Raw genomic sequence first — 16,108 nt, 5'->3', positions numbered from 1 at the left:
ATAATTATAAGGCGTATACTGTGATTTCTGTACCGAAAGCGTAAGCGGCAGGTACAAAAAAAGCAGTCGCTAAATAAGAAAGAATAGAATTTCGATTTAGTGCTAAAATAATTATAAGGCGTATACTTTGATTTCTGCACCGAAAGCGTAAGCGACAGGTGCAAAAAGAGCAGTCGCTAAATAAGAAAGAATAGAATTTCGATTTAGTGCTAAAATAATTATAAGGCGTATACTGTGATTTCTGTACCGAAAGCGTAAGCGGCAGGTACAAAAAAAGCAGTCGCTAAATAATTGGCATTTACTTTTATAATGAGACTGATAGGGAATTTTTCCTTATCGGTCTTTTTTCAAATGAAGGGGGATTGTGTATGGCATTTGCAGCACTCTCATATGTGATAATTGTTTCAATACTATTATGCACTTATATGTACATAGACAAACAACGAGCAAAAAAGAAAGAATGGCGTATATCTGAAAAAACATTATTAACATTAGGCATTTTCGGCGGCGCTATCGGCGGAGTGTTAGGAATGTATTTATTTAGACATAAAACAAAACACAATGCGTTCGCGTTCGGTTTTCCGCTACTAGGGGCTATTCATATTTTTTTGCTCGTACAATTATTTAATTTATGATAAAGAGATTTATAAGAAAAAGGCGAACTTTTCTTATAAATCTTTTTAGTTTCTTATAATTCCCATAAAAATAGTTTGTATTATAAATTATTGTAATTTATAATAAATTCAGAAAACATTTAGAGGAGGAGTTATGAGTGCCAGTTGCGACAAATTTAACGCTTTGGAATCAATTGAAGGAATTGCAATCACCAAAATATAAATGGGTGGATTTAACGCAAAGCTTTGGCGAGGATACACCACGCTGGCCAGGATTTGAGCCGTTAAAAAATACGGTATTATTCGATTTTCCTGAAGCGCCGATGAAAGTGAATCATTATGCATTTCCGGGACAGTACGGCACACATGTGGATGCACCAGGGCACTTTATACCGAATGCACGTTTAGTAGATGAAATTCGTGTCGAGGAATTTGCCTATCCTTTAGCAGTGATTGATGTGCATGAAAAAGTAGCCGAAAATCATGATTATGCGCTAACAATTGAGGATATTGAGCAGTTTGAGGCACAGTATGGCCAAATTCCTGAAGGTGCTTTTGTTGCAATGCGTTCAGATTGGTCGAAGCGTTGGCCAGCTCAGGATGCGATGCTAAATAAAGATGAAAACGGCAATTCGCGTTATCCAGGCTGGTCGGTGGATGCTTTGAAGTTTTTATTTGAGGTGCGCAATGCCGGCGCAGTCGGGCATGAGCCATTTGATACTGATCCGCCACTATTACAGCAGGAAATTGGGTTTGCAGGTGAAGATTATGTATTACAGCAAGATAAATTTCAAATCGAAGTGATGGCAAACTTGGATCAAGTGCCTCCGGTTGGCGCCATTATTTTCGCAACTTTTCCGAAAGCGAAAAATGCGACAGGGTTTCCGGCACGTTGTTTTGCTATTACCCCTGCAGATGGTGAAGCATATGAGTAAATACGACGAACAATTATCATATTTGCAAAAGCCGAATGAAGATGAAATACCAGAAGAAGTGCAAAAGTTATTCGACGAGCATATTGAAAAACAATTGGAACAAAACGGATTTGTGAATAATTTATTTAAAATTCTTCCGCTGAATGCCCTGCAATATAAAGGCTTTTTAGAATTTAAATACACCTTATTCAATGAAGAAATAAACTATTTATCATTGGCGGATAAAGAGATGATCGGGCTTGTTGTCTCTTCAACGAATAATTGCAGCTATTGTCTTACTTCACATAGTGATGTGCTTCGGGGGCTTACACAAAATCCGGGATGGGTTGATCAATTGACTTATAATTACCGGTCCGCAAAACTTACAGGAAAGCAGCGCGCATTATGCGATTATGCATATCGTGCCACGAAATATCCAAACGAAATTACAACAGCAGAAGTGGATTTATTGCGGGCGGCTGGCTTCAATGATCATGAAGTGCTGGAGGCGGCGTATGTTGTAGGCTTCTTCAACTATACAAATCGCTGGGTAAGCACAATAGGCGCCATTGCAAATCCAGGGCATTACGGACATAATCGCTAAAAAGGGATGCTGCACTTTTTGGAGGACGCTAAAAATATGATTATTAAAAAAACCAATTTCATTTTTAATAAATGCCGCTCTCTCGTATTGGATAAAAATTCTCATTTACTCATAGAGATTCTGGCTCCTGAGTAAGTGATAAGGGAAAGAATAAGCGGAGTTTTTCCGCTTATTTGCGCAATAGGGCTTGTTTTGGGGAAAATAAGGGGAGTTTTTCCGACTATGCAAAGAAAAGTCCTTCATTTCCGTGTTTTTCGAGTCAATAGGCGGAATTTCTCCGTCTATTTAGGCTATTTTTGATACTATTTTTAAAATAAGCGGAGTTTTTCCGCTTATTTATTGGGGAAGGCACTTAAACTGATCACCAAACCAGTAATAGCGGGTCCCCCCCTTTCACATCGAATTACGGGATGCCTCCTCTTATTTACCGTCTTGCCGCTTGCTTAGAGTATGCTAGATTCCCCCGGGATTTTCAGTGCCTCCCGTCTTTTGCAGCATCCTTTTCTATTAAACAATAAAAAATAATAGCATCATAAGAACGATTAGCGGAGCGAGCAATCGTCTTTTAAGGCGTGAATTTGCCTGTATCCATTCCTCTTCGTGAACAGTCGTCAGCTGGAAAAAGGGTGCCTGCTTTATTTCGTTGAAAATCGAGTTGAGTGCTACATTTAAGCCAATGACCGAAAAGCCGAGAACAATTACTTTTGCCCATGTAGGCAGGACAAATAAAAGGCCAATGCTAATGGCGATTAGCTGAACCGGGTATTTCATATAATTTAATTTTCTCAGCAATGTTTTATAAACTAAATTATCGACACGATGCCTGCTTAAAACCTTCTTTTTGGCGAGCAGCAGGAGAGGCTGTTTCGTTTTTGCCGGCATATAATAGCGTATTTCCAAACTGAATTGATACAACCTCTTCATCCATTGATAAAAAGCCTCGTATTCCCAGCGGATTTCCGTTGTCCAATAACGATTGCTTAATACCACTTTCAACAAAATGATGTGAACGATAAGAAGCAGCCCGCTAAATCCCCATATTGGCATAATAAAGAGACTAAAAGTAATGAGTGCATGAATGACCAATAACAGCGGCCATTTCGTATACCACTTTTGGAAAGTGTATTGGATGACTATATGAAGCACGCTCAATACATTCAAAGCGAGCATGATTTTCCATAATGGCAGCATGATGAAAGGGGAAGCGAGCAATAATATGGTAATTAGCAGAAAGTTATATTGCAAAAATGAATACAAATAGCCGCATAGTTTGATATGACGCATTTTTGTTGTCTGCTGCTTATAAAATAAAAGATCGGCGTCATACATAAATAAACGCACCGATGATTTTACTAGAAAAAAGCTTAATAAAAATAACAGAACCAATATAGCATTTTGCTGTAATTCAAAAGCATGGAAATTTTCCGAAATATCGCAGTATAAGAAAAAGCTAATAACAAAGCCAGGTATCGCAACATAAAGAACGACAGTCCAATCAAATACAGATTTAAAAAGCTTGAAATTAAATTGATAAGAACGATAAAGCCTTTTTGTAAACATAGCTATAACCTGCCTTGCAGTTCATAAAAAATGTTCAATAATGAAATGGGCTGCCCAACAATTTGTTGCAGCTCCTGCAATGTCCCTTGTGCTTGCATATGCCCTTCATGAAGCAAAATATAATGATCGCAAAGCATTTCAGCCATTTCCAATTGATGTGTACAAAGCAAAAAGCTTGAACCTTTCTGTTTTTGTTCATCAATTAGCACAAGCAGCTCGCGCATTGCCCGTGGATCGAGTCCCATAAATGGCTCGTCTAATATATATAGCGGGCGTTCAACCAAAAATGCTAAAACAAGCATTACTTTTTGCTGCATTCCTTTTGAAAAGTAAATAGGCAAATCATCTAGACGTTTTTCGATTTGAAACAGTGTAAGCAGCTGCTCCGCTTTATCCCATAGCGTTTTATCATTGCATTCATCAATCAAAAATTGAAGATGTTCGCGCAATGTAAAATGTTCATATAATAATGGGCGTTCCGGTACATAACCGTACGATGGTATTGAAATGGTACCTTCAAAATAAGGGATAACGCCCAACATCGATTGAATCGTTGTACTTTTGCCGGCGCCATTGCCACCGATTAAACCGGCGATTTCACCAGGCTGTATTGTAAACTTAATTTGCTCAATACTCGTTTCGTTTGTAGCGTAGCCTGCTTTTAGTATATGTATGTCCATAAATTTCACCTCAATTTATTATACGGATATAGCAGCTTTTAGTTTCAAAAAAACGAATCGCAATAATACGATTCGCTTGTCCCCAGTCAGTCTTTCATTAATTGTTCAATCGGATTTTTCCAATTGATTGCTGCATTCGGATAATTCATTAAAATTTCCTTTTCCAAATATAAAAAATCCTCTTTTGTGAAGCCCTGAAGTTTCATCGCATCGTGGACAAAGACAAAAATGCTTACTACTTCAAAGGCGTTATTTGTCGTGCCTAAATACTTTTCTCCTTCAAATAGTGCTCCTTTATACGAAATGAAAAAGTTTTTTCGAATGTTTTTCACATCATCATAAAAATAATATTGTCCATTTTCATAAGCCTCATCCAATTTACGCTTCGGGTCGGTTAAATAGCGTATCCCTTTATAAAATATGTAAATGATGAGAAGGATGATGGCAATTCGCAATAATAAAGCCATAAAACGTCCTCCTTGCTAACGGTGTTTGCCTGCTATACGATTAAGTAGTATAAAAGGTTTCATTTTTTTTAGTAAAAGAGGGAAGTTATGATGAATTTTAGTCAATTATTCGAAATGCAGAAGCAGCTCGACCGTTTTATTGAAGAAACACAAAATGTACAACACGACGTATTTGAAGAAAAAGGACTTGCTTTATTAGTAGAGCTTGGGGAACTTGCAAATGAAACACGCTGTTTTAAATTTTGGTCTACGAAAGGGCCATCTGAGCGTGCTGTCATTTTAGAAGAGTTTGTCGATTCGATACACTTTTTGCTATCGCTTGGCTATATGCGCGGTTTTCTGCTGGAGGAATGGCCGGCAGTAAAGCAGGAAGCTGATTTAACCGGGATTTTTATTGCTGCGGCACAAGTAATCCTTAACTTTTTACAGCAGCAAACAGAGGGGAATTATAGAGCGATTTGGGTACAATACAGCTTAATTGCCTACAATTTAGGCTTCACGGAAGAGGACATTATAGAAGCGTATAAGCAAAAAAACGAAAAAAACTATGCGCGTCAACGCAACGGCTATTAAACAGAATTTTAAATGCATTTCCTGTTATGGCGGAACTCGCGAGAAACTGTTTCACATTTCGAAATATTGCCGCTATAATGGAGAAGAGTAATTTTTAGGGGGATATCCAACATGACAAAGCTAGATACTACATTACAAATGTTCAAAGATTTAACGGATGCAAACGGAATTCCGGGGAACGAACGCGCTCCTCGAGAAGTAATGAAAAAATATATTGCACCATTTGCAGATGAGGTAGAGACAGATAACTTAGGCAGTTTAATCGCTAAAAAAGTCGGCGATGAAAATGGTCCGAAAATTATGGTGGCGGGTCACTTGGATGAAGTAGGGTTCATGGTAACTCGCATTGATGATAAAGGGTTTATATTCTTCCAAACGATAGGCGGCTGGTGGAGCCAAGTAATGCTTGCACAACGCGTAACGATTACAACGCGTAAAGGCGAAGAAATTATTGGTGTCATCGGATCGAAGCCACCGCATATTTTACCGGCAGATGTACGCAATAAAGTAGTCGATATAAAATCAATGTTCGTTGATATCGGTGCTACATCCAAAGAGGAAGCGATGGAGTGGGGTGTGCGCCCTGGTGATATGATTACACCGTATTTCGAATTCCATGTATTGAAAAATGAAAAGCATCTATTGGCTAAAGCATGGGATAACCGTATCGGCTGTGCGATTGCCATTGATGTGTTAAAAGCATTGAAAGACGAAAAACACCCGAATATCGTATACGGTGTTGGGAATGTGCAAGAGGAAATTGGTTTGCGCGGTGCGAAAACTTCCACATTCAAAGTACAGCCGGATATCGGATTCTCTGTAGACGTAGGAGTTGCTGGAGACACACCAGGAGTAACACCAAAAGAATCGACATCGAAAATGGGTGCAGGCCCGCAAATTGTTGTATTTGACGCATCAATGGTATCACATACAGGCTTACGTGAATTCGTTCTTGATGTCGCGGAGGAAGCAGGTATCCCTTACCAATTTGAAACAATGGCAGGCGGCGGCACAGACGCAGGCTCTATTCATATTACTGCAAACGGTGTTCCTTCACTTGCAATCGGTGTCGCAACCCGCTACATCCATTCACATGCAGGGATTCTGCACCGTGATGACTACGACAATGCGGTGAAGCTAATCGTAGAAGTGATTAAGCGATTAGACCGTGAGACAGTAAATAAAATTACGTTTGAATAACAATGGAAACTAAATAAATTTTATGGTTTTTAAGCTGAAATATAAAAAAATCAATTTTCCTCCCTGGAAAATTGATTTTTTTGATCACCATATTTTCGAAGTTTCGACAAAACGCTTTATTACATATTTTTCCCTAAATAAGTATAAACATCCTCATAAACAAATTCTGTATCTGGAATTTGTTCGTCATTTTTGCGTAAAGTATTTAATTTATTTATGACAGAACTTAATCGCCCGTCAGTTGACTGATCCGATTTAATGGATACTCCATAAGAGAAAATATTCGTGTACTCCTCGTTTGCCCACTTTAATTCTCCGTTTACCTCGAATTTTTCATTAAGCAGGATAAAGCTAATATGAAATTTTATATTCATGTTGATTGGCAATTTTAAATTTGATTGTATATTCAATCCATCCATGCCGATGTTTTTGATCAAAACAGGAGTTTGACCAACCTGCAGCTTCCTTTCGTTCAATTCCACTATCGTTAATTGACCTAATATAGGAAACGGGAATTCAAATCGGAGGAATTTTCTTCGTTCAGCAGGAGTCGATTTCACATTTATTTTTTCTGGCTTTAAATAGCCTGTTTTCAGTATTTTCTCAAATTCTTCTACCTTAACCGGTTTCGAAAAAAGGTATCCTTGTATAATGTCGCACTTGTTTTGCTTCAGGAAATTAAGCTGATCAAACTCTTCCACCCCTTCAGCGACAACATTCATTTCCAATGTTTTTGCTAAATGCAATGTTGCCGAGATAATCCCATTATCAAAATTGTCTTCCTTATTGATGTTACAGATAAATAGTTTGTCGATTTTTATTGTATTCGGTTTGAATTTGCGTATCGAAGCCAATGATGCATAGCCGGTGCCAAAATCATCGACTGCAATACGTATGCCGAGCTCTTTTAAGCTCTGAATTGTTGCATAAACACCCTTTTCGATATTTAACAGCGTACCTTCTGTAATTTCAAACTCAAGATAAGCAGGATCTATTTGATATCGATCAAGTTGTCCTTTTACAAATTGCAAAAAGCCTTTTTTCATGAACCGTATTGGCGGGATATTAATAGCGATAGGTATAATTGGAAGTTCCTTTTCCCTCCATTCTACGAGAAGACGACAAACTTTTTGGATGACCCAATCGGTAATCGTATTAATCATATGATTTTCTTCTGCCAGCGGGATAAATTCCCCGGGGGAAACTAATCCCCATTCTTTATGATTCCAGCGAATTAATGCTTCCGCCCCGCAAAGTGCCCCTTTTTTTGTTTCTACTTGCGGCTGGAAATATAAATCGAATTCCTCGTTTGCGATAGCTTTTCGCATATCCCGATCTAAAACATATTTTTTGTATGAGGATATATCCGCCAAGTGGGATGAAAGCTGATAGTTGTTCTTACCTTCCTTTTTCGCTTGATAAAGGGCTGTGTGCGCATTTTTCAGCAATGTTTGCTTTTCTCTGCCTTCCTCAGGGAAAAATGTAATTCCGATACTTGTGGATACATTCAATTCATAATCATCAATTGTAAACGGTTCGCTTACTTTTCTAATTATTTTTTTGGCTAAGTGATACACGTCTTTTTTATTTTTATAATTTTTAATGATCATTATAAAATCATTGCTGCTTAAACGTGCAAGGTAATCATTTGATGGAATCAGTTTTTCGAATCGCTTCGCAATAAATTGCAATGCTTCATCTCCAATTGAGTGGCCCAATGAGTCATTGATGATATTGAAACGGTCAAGATCCAAATAAAAAATTGCGAATGGATCATCATTAACGCATAGTGCATCCATTCTTTCAAAGAGGCTTTTTTGATTGGGAAGACCTGTAAGAGCATCAAAGTTCGATAAATAGTTCAATTTTTCTTTGAATTCCATTTCTTGCGTGACATCTGTCACTAAGCCGAAAATATTTGTAACTTCGCCAGCCTCGTTAAGTCTCGGAACAACTTCCTCCAGCAGCCACTTTGTTTTTCCGCTCCCGCTTATTAACTTATAAATCGTTTGAAAGCTTTTCCCGGAAGCCAATTTCTTTTTGCCGTTTTCCAATTCTTGAAGGTTATCCGGATGAATCATGCTAAACCAAACTTTTGAATCTTCATATAGCTTGGACAGGGGGATATCCAGAATTTTTTCCAGTCCTTTAGAAGCGAAAAGAAATTTGCCGCCTATTACTTCCCGCATCCATATTCCGGATGATAGATTGTTGTAAATCGATTTATAGCTTTCATTTTGTTCGACTAACTGATTTTCAAGTTGTATTTGGTATGTCTCATCTTTTATAACACCGATGATTTTATATGGTTTATGCTCCTCGAAAAAAACTTCTGCATGCACTTTAATATATTTTAATTCATTTGTCATCCCATGCAGAATACGAAACTGATTTGTATAGCTTTTTCCATACATGATGGCTTCTCTTACTTTTTTATACGCTTCCTCTTCATCGTCTGGATGAACTAATAGAAATGGGGCGTCCATACTTATGAAATTTTGGGGATCCAACCCGAAAATATTATAGAAGTTTTCTGAACAAAATAATTTATCTTCATCAATCAAATATTCCCAGCTGCCGATTTCCGCTATTTGCTGCGCATAATTTAAGTGGTTTTCCCTTAATATTAGCTGCTGCTTTAATAGGGCCTTATCTGTAACATCGGCAACAATCATATAAATACCTTCAACTTCACCTTCATTGATAATCGGGATAAAGGTAAGAGCGAGATATAGGCTTTTATCATTTATATCCTTTATTTCTATATTATATTTCTCGGATTTCCCGTTTAATGTTTGGGTAAAAGCATCCTCCATTATTTGATAGTTTTCGCCGAATAACAATTCCTTTAAGTCGTCCGCATTGTTAATCGTCTTTCCCAATAAAGAATGAATTTTTTTATTGTCGGCGGAAATGATTTCAGCTTCTTTCGAAAATATAATAATTATATCCGGATGATATATTGTAAGAGATGAATAATAATTCAGCAGCTCTTTTTTTATTTCATCTATGTTGAAGAGGCCATTATTGTTTAAACTATCTTCCTTTAAAAAAATTTGTTTCAATTTATTAATATTCTCGTTATTTTCCATTAAAATCCCCCTTGTCTCGTTAAAATTGTCGTCTTAATGGTTATGTAATCAAAATAATAGTAAAAAAGTTCGTGAAAATATATAGGGAAATTTACCTGTGGTAGAGTTTGCACTGTAAAGATAGTAAAAATACAACATAATAAATTGTAGTAATGTGCTATATTTATACATAATTATAAGGATATAAAGACAGGAAAATAATAAGAGTAAATATATACCGAAAATACATATTCGAAGCTAAACGATAATTAATAACTACCCGAAGTCATTGGTAAATAATCATATTAGCTTATTTGTAAAATCTCTTCGGCCAGATGGTTTGCAATAAGAAAAAATTGAAATCCAATTCCTTATAAAATCTCGCATATACGAAGGGGGATTAGATGAGGGACAACGATAGGGCATTAAAATCACAGAAATATGAAAGAGCAAATTGAAAGACTTTCTTTTACAAAGTCTTTAAATAGACAATATTTGCTAAATTAAGATAGAATCTTTTATATCTTTAATGGCGGAGGGCATGTTTGAATGAAGGCAATTCTTATAGATGATGAACAACTTGCATTGGAGTATTTGGAAAAATTGCTGGAAAAGGTCGGCGGTATATTCTTAAAAGGAAAGTTCACTTTTTTTGACCCGAATGCAAACAGAAATTTAGTGGAGCAAATAGATATTGTTTTTCTGGATATGGAAATGCCTTGTATTCACGGGGTTGATTTGGCTGCCGAACTGCTAAAAATAAATCCATTGCTGAAAATCGTTTTTGTGACAGCACATAATAACTTCGCGACAGAGGCGTTCGAGCTTAATGCATTTGACTATTTAGTGAAGCCTGTCCGAATTGATCGTTTGCGCAAAACTTGCAAGCGAATCCAAAAAGTCCATTCTTCAAATATTCCGGCTCCAAAAAAAGATGAAGGAGCAATTATAGTGCATGTTAGCGGAGAATTGACGTTTGAGCTATCGGACGGAACGATTATCCGACCAAAATGGCGCACCGTTAAGATGAAAGAGCTGTTCCTCTATTTGCTTCATAAAAGGGAGAGGAGCATTTTAAAGTCCGAATTGACGGAGCTGCTTTGGCCTAGCGATTTGACGGAAAAAAGCTATTCGCGTCTGTATACATTAATTTATCATATAAGAAAGACGATAGCTCCGTATAAAAACAATTTGATAATCGAAAGTACAGACGAGGGGTATACGCTCAACCTCAAAAACGCGACGATCGATTTAATCGAATGGGAAACAAAGCTCGATTTATTTCCGCAACTGCACGAGGAAAATATCGATGCATTTGAAAAGGTGATGGGATTATACGGCGGGGCTTATTTGGAGAAATACGGCTATATTTGGGCAGAAGCCGAACGCCATCGTTTGGAGCAATTATATATAGATCGGGCTTTGAAGATTGCCCGCTACTATGAAAGACAAAAGAATATTCAGCAAGCCGTCAATTGGTACATAAATGTTTGTACAGTGTATCCGAACTATGAAGGAGCGGTATATTCTTTACTCAAAGCTTTGGATAAAATCGGAAACTATCCTCTTGTCGCCTATTATTATGAGCAATATGAAAAAGCCGTGGACGAATTGCAAATCGAAATGGGGAAAGAGATTAATAATTGGTATGAAAATTGGGAGAAACAACATCTTCAAGTAGATGGTCATATATAGAAAATGAAAGGCGAAAAAACTTTGATTGTAAATAAAGACGCGAATTTGAAAAGAATATTGCTGATCATCGGCAGCTTCATATTATGCATTTTTGCTTTGCGGGTTGGATGGCTGCTTTATTTCAATTCTCCGGCACAGCAAAATGCCGAAACGGGAATTGTCGATTTACGCAACGAAACCTTGAAGGAAGATGAAATAATATTTTTGAACGGTGAATGGGAATTTTATCCCTTTATGTTCATTATTGACGAAGAGCCGGCAAATATAAGCGAACGACAATACATACAAGTGCCCGGAAACTGGAAAAAAGAATTGGGCGCACTAGATGAATCAGCAATAGGCTATGGTTCCTACAGGCTCAAAATTTTACTGCCCCCCCAGCAAAAAGAAACAATCTACGGCTTTCAATTGAACGATTTCGGGGCATATGCAAGTATTTATGTTAATGGGAAATTAATTAATTCAGAGAACTTCGCGGATAAACAACCTTCAAAAAAAATAAAAAAACAAGGCCCGATGACGGCGGTATTTTCGACGGATGCCAATGAAATTGAGTTAGTTATCCAACTATCCAATTTTGACAGCATTAATTCAGGCGGATTGAAAGGTTCCGTCTACTTCGGGCTTCAAACGGCAATCTCGAACGGGGCAAACTTATCACAATCATTGCAACTGCTTGCTAGTATGATCTTTTTTTTGCATAGTTTTTATGCAATCGTAATTTTCTTCGTTGGAAGAGGGCAATACGAAAAAGAGCTGCTCTATATTAGCCTATTGCTCGCTTTTAATGGATTCCTTATTTTGATTGATGATAATGTGCTATTAGATCTTCCTATAGAAAACGCGCTTTATATTAAATTACTGATAGTGCTGCTGATCGGTTTGCTCCTTTTAACATTAAAATCCGTCAGTGAACTTTATAAAATCAAGTCGAAAATTTCGAATGCATTATATATTCTCTTCATTCCATTATCATTGATATTAATGACAACATCGGCTATACATTATACGCCTATGAAGCTGATACTCATTATTTATGCTGGCTTTATCGCCGTTCAGCTCGTGATCCCCACGGTTTCTGCGATTATAAAAGGGGATATGGATGGCGTGTTTATCCTTTTATATTTGATTTGCTTCCTGTCAAACAGTGCTTGGGGAACGGCAATCAAAACCCTTGTCGTAAACATACCCTTTTATCCATTTGATTATATTGTTTCCATTATTGTCATTGTGCTGCTGCTTATAAGGCGCCATATTAAATTGATTCGGTTAAATAAGGAACAATATAATAAATTAGTGAAGGTGGATGTTCAGAAAGACATTTTCCTTGCCAATACATCACATGAATTGCGTAATCCATTGCATGGTATGCTGAACATCGCCCAAACGGTTTTGGAAACGGAAGCATCGCAGCTGTCCGATAAAAATAAAGAAAATCTAGAATTGCTTTTGCAAATCGGCAATCGAATGGTCTTTACGCTGAACGATTTACTGGATATTAACCAATTGGAAGAAGGGCGTATCCAATTAAAGCAAAGGGCGCTTCAAATACATAGTGTGACATATGGCGTTATTGATATGATCCATTTCATAAATAATACGGGCAGGCTGAATATCACCTCAACTATTTCGGCCTCTTTCCCGCCTGTCTGTGCTGATGAAAGCAGGCTAGTCCAAATTATGTTCAATTTGCTTCATAATGCGGTCAAATTCACGAATGAAGGCAGCATTACAATTAGTGCAAGCCATAACGAAAAAGCAGCAACAATCTTCATTCGCGATACAGGCATAGGAATGAATGAAGATGAAATCAATCGTATTTTCCTGCGTTATGAGCGTTCAGAAAATATTAACCGGGATGGGATCGGGCTTGGCTTAAGCATAGCCAAACAGTTAATTGAACTTCATGGAGGCACGATCGCGGTGCAGTCGGAAATTGACAAAGGGACAACCTTTTCTTTCACATTACCATTGGTGGAAAGCACAACAATTTTTGCGGAGAATGAAGCTGCGGCATCTGTTGAGTATTCTTTGCCTGCCGAAACGTCTACTGTCGTCGAACAGCAATTACCGATTGATGATCAAAAGACAACGCGAAAAGGCAGTATTCTTATTGTCGATGACGATCCGATTAACTTAAAGGTGATCAGCAATATTCTTGGGAAGCTTTATAATGTGCATACAACCGAAAGTGGGGAAGGTGCATTAAAAGAAATCGAGTCTAAAAATTGGGATCTTATTATTGCAGATGTGATGATGCCGCAAATGTCAGGATATGAATTATGCAAGGCAATTCGCGTGCATTATACAATTATGGAACTGCCTATTTTATTATTGACTGCGAGAACCCAGCCATCAGATGTTTATGCAGGCTTTCTTGCCGGGGCAAACGACTATGTTTCGAAACCAGCGAATGCACTTGAATTACGTGCAAGGGTTCATGCGCTGCTTGCACAAAAACAGGCAATGAAAGAGCAGCTGCGTTTAGAAGCAGCTTATTTACAAGCCCAAATCAAGCCTCATTTTCTTTATAATACGTTAAATTCAATCGCATCTTTAGGTGAGCTGAATCCATCGCATATGGTTGATATGCTGCACGAGTTCGGAAATTACTTGCGCAGAAGCTTTAATGTGAACAATATTAAAAGCCTCATCCCGATAGACGATGAGCTTGAGCTTGTTCGTTCGTATCTTTTCATAGAATGCACAAGATTTGGAAATCGCCTTGAAGTTTCCTGGAATGTGGAGGATTTGCAAGGAATACTTGTGCCGCCTTTATCTATCCAAACAATCGTCGAAAATGCGGTAAATCATGGCATATTCAAAAAAACGGAAGGCGGGAAAGTTACAATATCTGTAGTGAATCATGATGAATACGATATCATTTCCATTAAAGATAATGGTATCGGCATGACTGCAAATAAAATTGAGGAAGTTCTTTCGAGGCCATATAAGCACGAACAAGGGATTGGCATTGCCAATACGAATCATCGTGTTAAACAGCTTTTCGGTGAAGGGCTTCAAATTGATAGCCAATTGCATGAAGGCACGACTGTCTCGTTCCGTATTATGAAACGATAGCTGGACCAATTAAGCGTGGAGCAGCAGATTAATATTTGAAAGCAGGGAGTGAATATTTTCATTCCCTGTTTTTTAATATTAACGAATATCCTTTTTTACATTTTCTATTTGTTCTGTTAACAGCATTGATAATTCTTTTAAGCCTAGCGTAATGCGATTAATATTTGCAAACGATACATGCTGTGCTTCGGAGGCGGCCGAAATGTTTTCTATTCCTGTTTTGTTCGACGCTACGACACTGTTCATTTCCATTAATGATTGCTGGATTTCAGTCATTTTCGCGCCTATCAATTCCGACAATTTATAAGAATTAATCGTCTCGTTGTTTACATGGCTAATATTTGCAACAATTTGATCAAGCAGATCGCCCGTCAAATTGACCTGATAAACACCAACATCCGCCTGCTCTTTCCCCATCATCATCACCTTGTTCATTTGCCCTGTATCGTTCAATAGCTCTGTTAATGCACTTTCAATTTCAATTGCATAATTTTGAGATTGATCTGCAAGCTTTCTGACCTCTTCGGCAACGACGGCAAAACCTTTGCCGGCATCTCCCGCGCGAGCCGCTTCAATCGCTGCATTCAATGCTAAAAGATTCGTTTGATCAGTGATTTTATTAATATGTGAGAGAGTTTCGTGGATATGCTGATAGCTTTGCTCAAATTTCTCCGTCACCTGGTGCATAAGTTTTACCGCCTCGGAAATGCTTCCCATCACTGTTTTCGTTTCAAGCATGCTTTTCTTTCCTTCTGCTGCCTTCAGCTCCGTATGTTCCGAGGATGTGACGGCATATTTTGTTTGCTCGATAATTTTTTGCACATCCATCATAATATCATCCAAAATAGAATTGATTTTTCGCGACGCCATCCATTGGCGGTCTGTTCCATCAACCATTTCCAATACGACTTCCGATATATCATTTGAAGCGGATATAGATGCTGTTGTACCATGCTCTAAAATGTCGACATCGGAAGTCAGGTCTTGTGAAGTGGAGGAGATGCGCTCCATTAAATTTTTAATAATATCACTTTGCTTCTCTTCATTTCTTTTCACTATGCGAACATATTTTTTTCTCGCAGTCAATTGAATGATTATGACCCCGCTTGTGGAAAGAAGGAAAAAAGCATGAATCATTAACAGTGAAAATGGATAGTTGTCAGTCCCGCAAAGGAGCTGCGGAAACGTAAAATATCCTAAAAGATGGTGAACCGCAAAAATAAGCGTGCTGACAATAATTAAACGGATATTTTCAAAATAGGCAAGACTGGCCAATACCATGAAAATGGAAAAATGATATTCCACCATGCCATCGCCGCCAGCTATGATTGATATACTCCCGGCAGTTAATGTGAACATGATCATCCAGGAAATGATTTTTTGCGAACCGTTTTTCCAATGGGTGGCGCCTGTTATGATGAGTAAAATAACGGGCAAAGCCATGAGGAGATTCAAGGCAATGTTCATACCGGTTGTTTCAACGGCCTTGAAGGAAGAAATCATTAGGTATGTATCAAGCCATCCGATATTTCTATGCATAAAATGAATGAATAATGAAAATACAACGACTAAAGTCGAATAATAGAGCATTAAGTGGTTTTTTTTCTTTAACATTGCTACCTCTTTCTTTCTTATTAATATTATTTTTC

At 37.8% G+C, this 16,108-nt stretch carries 12 protein-coding genes; 7 read left to right on the top strand and 5 right to left on the bottom strand.

From position 1 onward, the window contains the following. The first annotated feature begins 368 nt into the window (after positions 1 to 368). The 3 genes from ACTHOQ_RS14580 (at position 369) to ACTHOQ_RS14570 (ending at position 2,132) form a co-directional block, all read left to right on the top strand. Positions 369 to 635, top strand: coding sequence for a DUF1294 domain-containing protein (locus tag ACTHOQ_RS14580; RefSeq protein WP_440496879.1), 267 nt, complete (start codon positions 369 to 371; stop codon positions 633 to 635). Positions 636 to 772: 137 nt separating this feature from the next. Then, entirely contained in the window at positions 773 to 1,549 is a 777-nt protein-coding gene (locus tag ACTHOQ_RS14575; RefSeq protein WP_440496878.1) for a cyclase family protein, read from the top strand. Next, positions 1,542 to 2,132: a peroxidase-related enzyme gene (locus ACTHOQ_RS14570; RefSeq protein ID WP_440496877.1), complete on the top strand. Its 591-nt coding sequence runs from the start codon at positions 1,542 to 1,544 to the stop codon at positions 2,130 to 2,132. Before ACTHOQ_RS14575 ends, ACTHOQ_RS14570 begins: the two co-directional genes overlap by 8 nt. A gap of 507 nt (positions 2,133 to 2,639) precedes the next feature. Here the strand turns inward: ACTHOQ_RS14570 and ACTHOQ_RS14565 are convergent. The 3 genes from ACTHOQ_RS14565 to ACTHOQ_RS14555 form a co-directional block, all read right to left on the bottom strand. Continuing rightward, entirely contained in the window at positions 2,640 to 3,692 is a 1,053-nt protein-coding gene (locus tag ACTHOQ_RS14565) for an ABC transporter permease (protein ID WP_440496876.1), read from the bottom strand. A gap of 2 nt (positions 3,693 to 3,694) precedes the next feature. Beyond that, complete coding sequence (locus tag ACTHOQ_RS14560; protein ID WP_440496875.1) at positions 3,695 to 4,372, bottom strand: ABC transporter ATP-binding protein; 678 nt, start codon at positions 4,370 to 4,372, stop codon at positions 3,695 to 3,697. An 86-nt stretch (positions 4,373 to 4,458) separates the two neighbouring features. Next, positions 4,459 to 4,839, bottom strand: coding sequence for a sigma-w pathway protein ysdB (locus ACTHOQ_RS14555; RefSeq protein ID WP_440496874.1), 381 nt, complete (start codon positions 4,837 to 4,839; stop codon positions 4,459 to 4,461). A gap of 90 nt (positions 4,840 to 4,929) precedes the next feature. Here ACTHOQ_RS14555 and ACTHOQ_RS14550 point away from each other — a divergent pair, with 90 nt between their 5' ends. Continuing rightward, on the top strand, positions 4,930 to 5,412 hold the full coding sequence (locus ACTHOQ_RS14550) for a dUTP diphosphatase (RefSeq protein WP_440496890.1): 483 nt from the start codon (positions 4,930 to 4,932) through the stop codon (positions 5,410 to 5,412). Positions 5,413 to 5,523: 111 nt separating this feature from the next. Then, complete coding sequence (locus tag ACTHOQ_RS14545; RefSeq protein ID WP_440496873.1) at positions 5,524 to 6,612, top strand: M42 family metallopeptidase; 1,089 nt, start codon at positions 5,524 to 5,526, stop codon at positions 6,610 to 6,612. A 119-nt stretch (positions 6,613 to 6,731) separates the two neighbouring features. Here the strand turns inward: ACTHOQ_RS14545 and ACTHOQ_RS14540 are convergent, their stop codons facing one another. Continuing rightward, positions 6,732 to 9,704, bottom strand: coding sequence for an EAL domain-containing protein (locus ACTHOQ_RS14540; RefSeq protein ID WP_440496872.1), 2,973 nt, complete (start codon positions 9,702 to 9,704; stop codon positions 6,732 to 6,734). Between the two features lie 528 nt (positions 9,705 to 10,232). On the opposite strand from ACTHOQ_RS14540, the gene ACTHOQ_RS14535 reads away from it, so the two are divergent. Further along, a complete protein-coding gene (locus tag ACTHOQ_RS14535) occupies positions 10,233 to 11,378 on the top strand; it encodes a response regulator (RefSeq protein ID WP_440496871.1) in 1,146 nt (381 codons plus the stop codon). Positions 11,379 to 11,399: 21 nt separating this feature from the next. Next, complete coding sequence (locus tag ACTHOQ_RS14530; protein WP_440496870.1) at positions 11,400 to 14,459, top strand: ATP-binding response regulator; 3,060 nt, start codon at positions 11,400 to 11,402, stop codon at positions 14,457 to 14,459. Positions 14,460 to 14,537: 78 nt separating this feature from the next. On the opposite strand, the gene ACTHOQ_RS14525 is transcribed toward ACTHOQ_RS14530, so the two are convergent. Next, positions 14,538 to 16,073: a methyl-accepting chemotaxis protein gene (locus ACTHOQ_RS14525; protein WP_440496869.1), complete on the bottom strand. Its 1,536-nt coding sequence runs from the start codon at positions 16,071 to 16,073 to the stop codon at positions 14,538 to 14,540. Positions 16,074 to 16,108 lie beyond the last annotated feature (35 nt).

Source organism: Solibacillus silvestris, from assembly GCF_051967575.1.
Taxonomy (GTDB): domain Bacteria; phylum Bacillota; class Bacilli; order Bacillales_A; family Planococcaceae; genus Solibacillus; species Solibacillus silvestris_B.
This window is presented reverse-complemented; position numbering and strand designations above follow the sequence as displayed.

Excerpts from the sequence above, each read along its gene's own strand:
- ACTHOQ_RS14570 (WP_440496877.1), top strand. The coding sequence starts at position 1,542 with ATGAGTAAATACGACGAACAATTATCATATTTGCAAAAGCCGAATGAA.
- ACTHOQ_RS14545 (WP_440496873.1), top strand. The coding sequence starts at position 5,524 with ATGACAAAGCTAGATACTACATTACAAATGTTCAAAGATTTAACGGAT.
- ACTHOQ_RS14560 (WP_440496875.1), bottom strand. The coding sequence starts at position 4,372 with ATGGACATACATATACTAAAAGCAGGCTACGCTACAAACGAAACGAGT.
- ACTHOQ_RS14565 (WP_440496876.1), bottom strand. The coding sequence starts at position 3,692 with ATGTTTACAAAAAGGCTTTATCGTTCTTATCAATTTAATTTCAAGCTT.
- ACTHOQ_RS14555 (WP_440496874.1), bottom strand. The coding sequence starts at position 4,839 with ATGGCTTTATTATTGCGAATTGCCATCATCCTTCTCATCATTTACATA.
- ACTHOQ_RS14525 (WP_440496869.1), bottom strand. The coding sequence starts at position 16,073 with ATGTTAAAGAAAAAAAACCACTTAATGCTCTATTATTCGACTTTAGTC.
- ACTHOQ_RS14540 (WP_440496872.1), bottom strand. The coding sequence starts at position 9,704 with ATGGAAAATAACGAGAATATTAATAAATTGAAACAAATTTTTTTAAAG.
- ACTHOQ_RS14580 (WP_440496879.1), top strand. The coding sequence starts at position 369 with ATGGCATTTGCAGCACTCTCATATGTGATAATTGTTTCAATACTATTA.
- ACTHOQ_RS14550 (WP_440496890.1), top strand. The coding sequence starts at position 4,930 with ATGAATTTTAGTCAATTATTCGAAATGCAGAAGCAGCTCGACCGTTTT.
- ACTHOQ_RS14535 (WP_440496871.1), top strand. The coding sequence starts at position 10,233 with ATGAAGGCAATTCTTATAGATGATGAACAACTTGCATTGGAGTATTTG.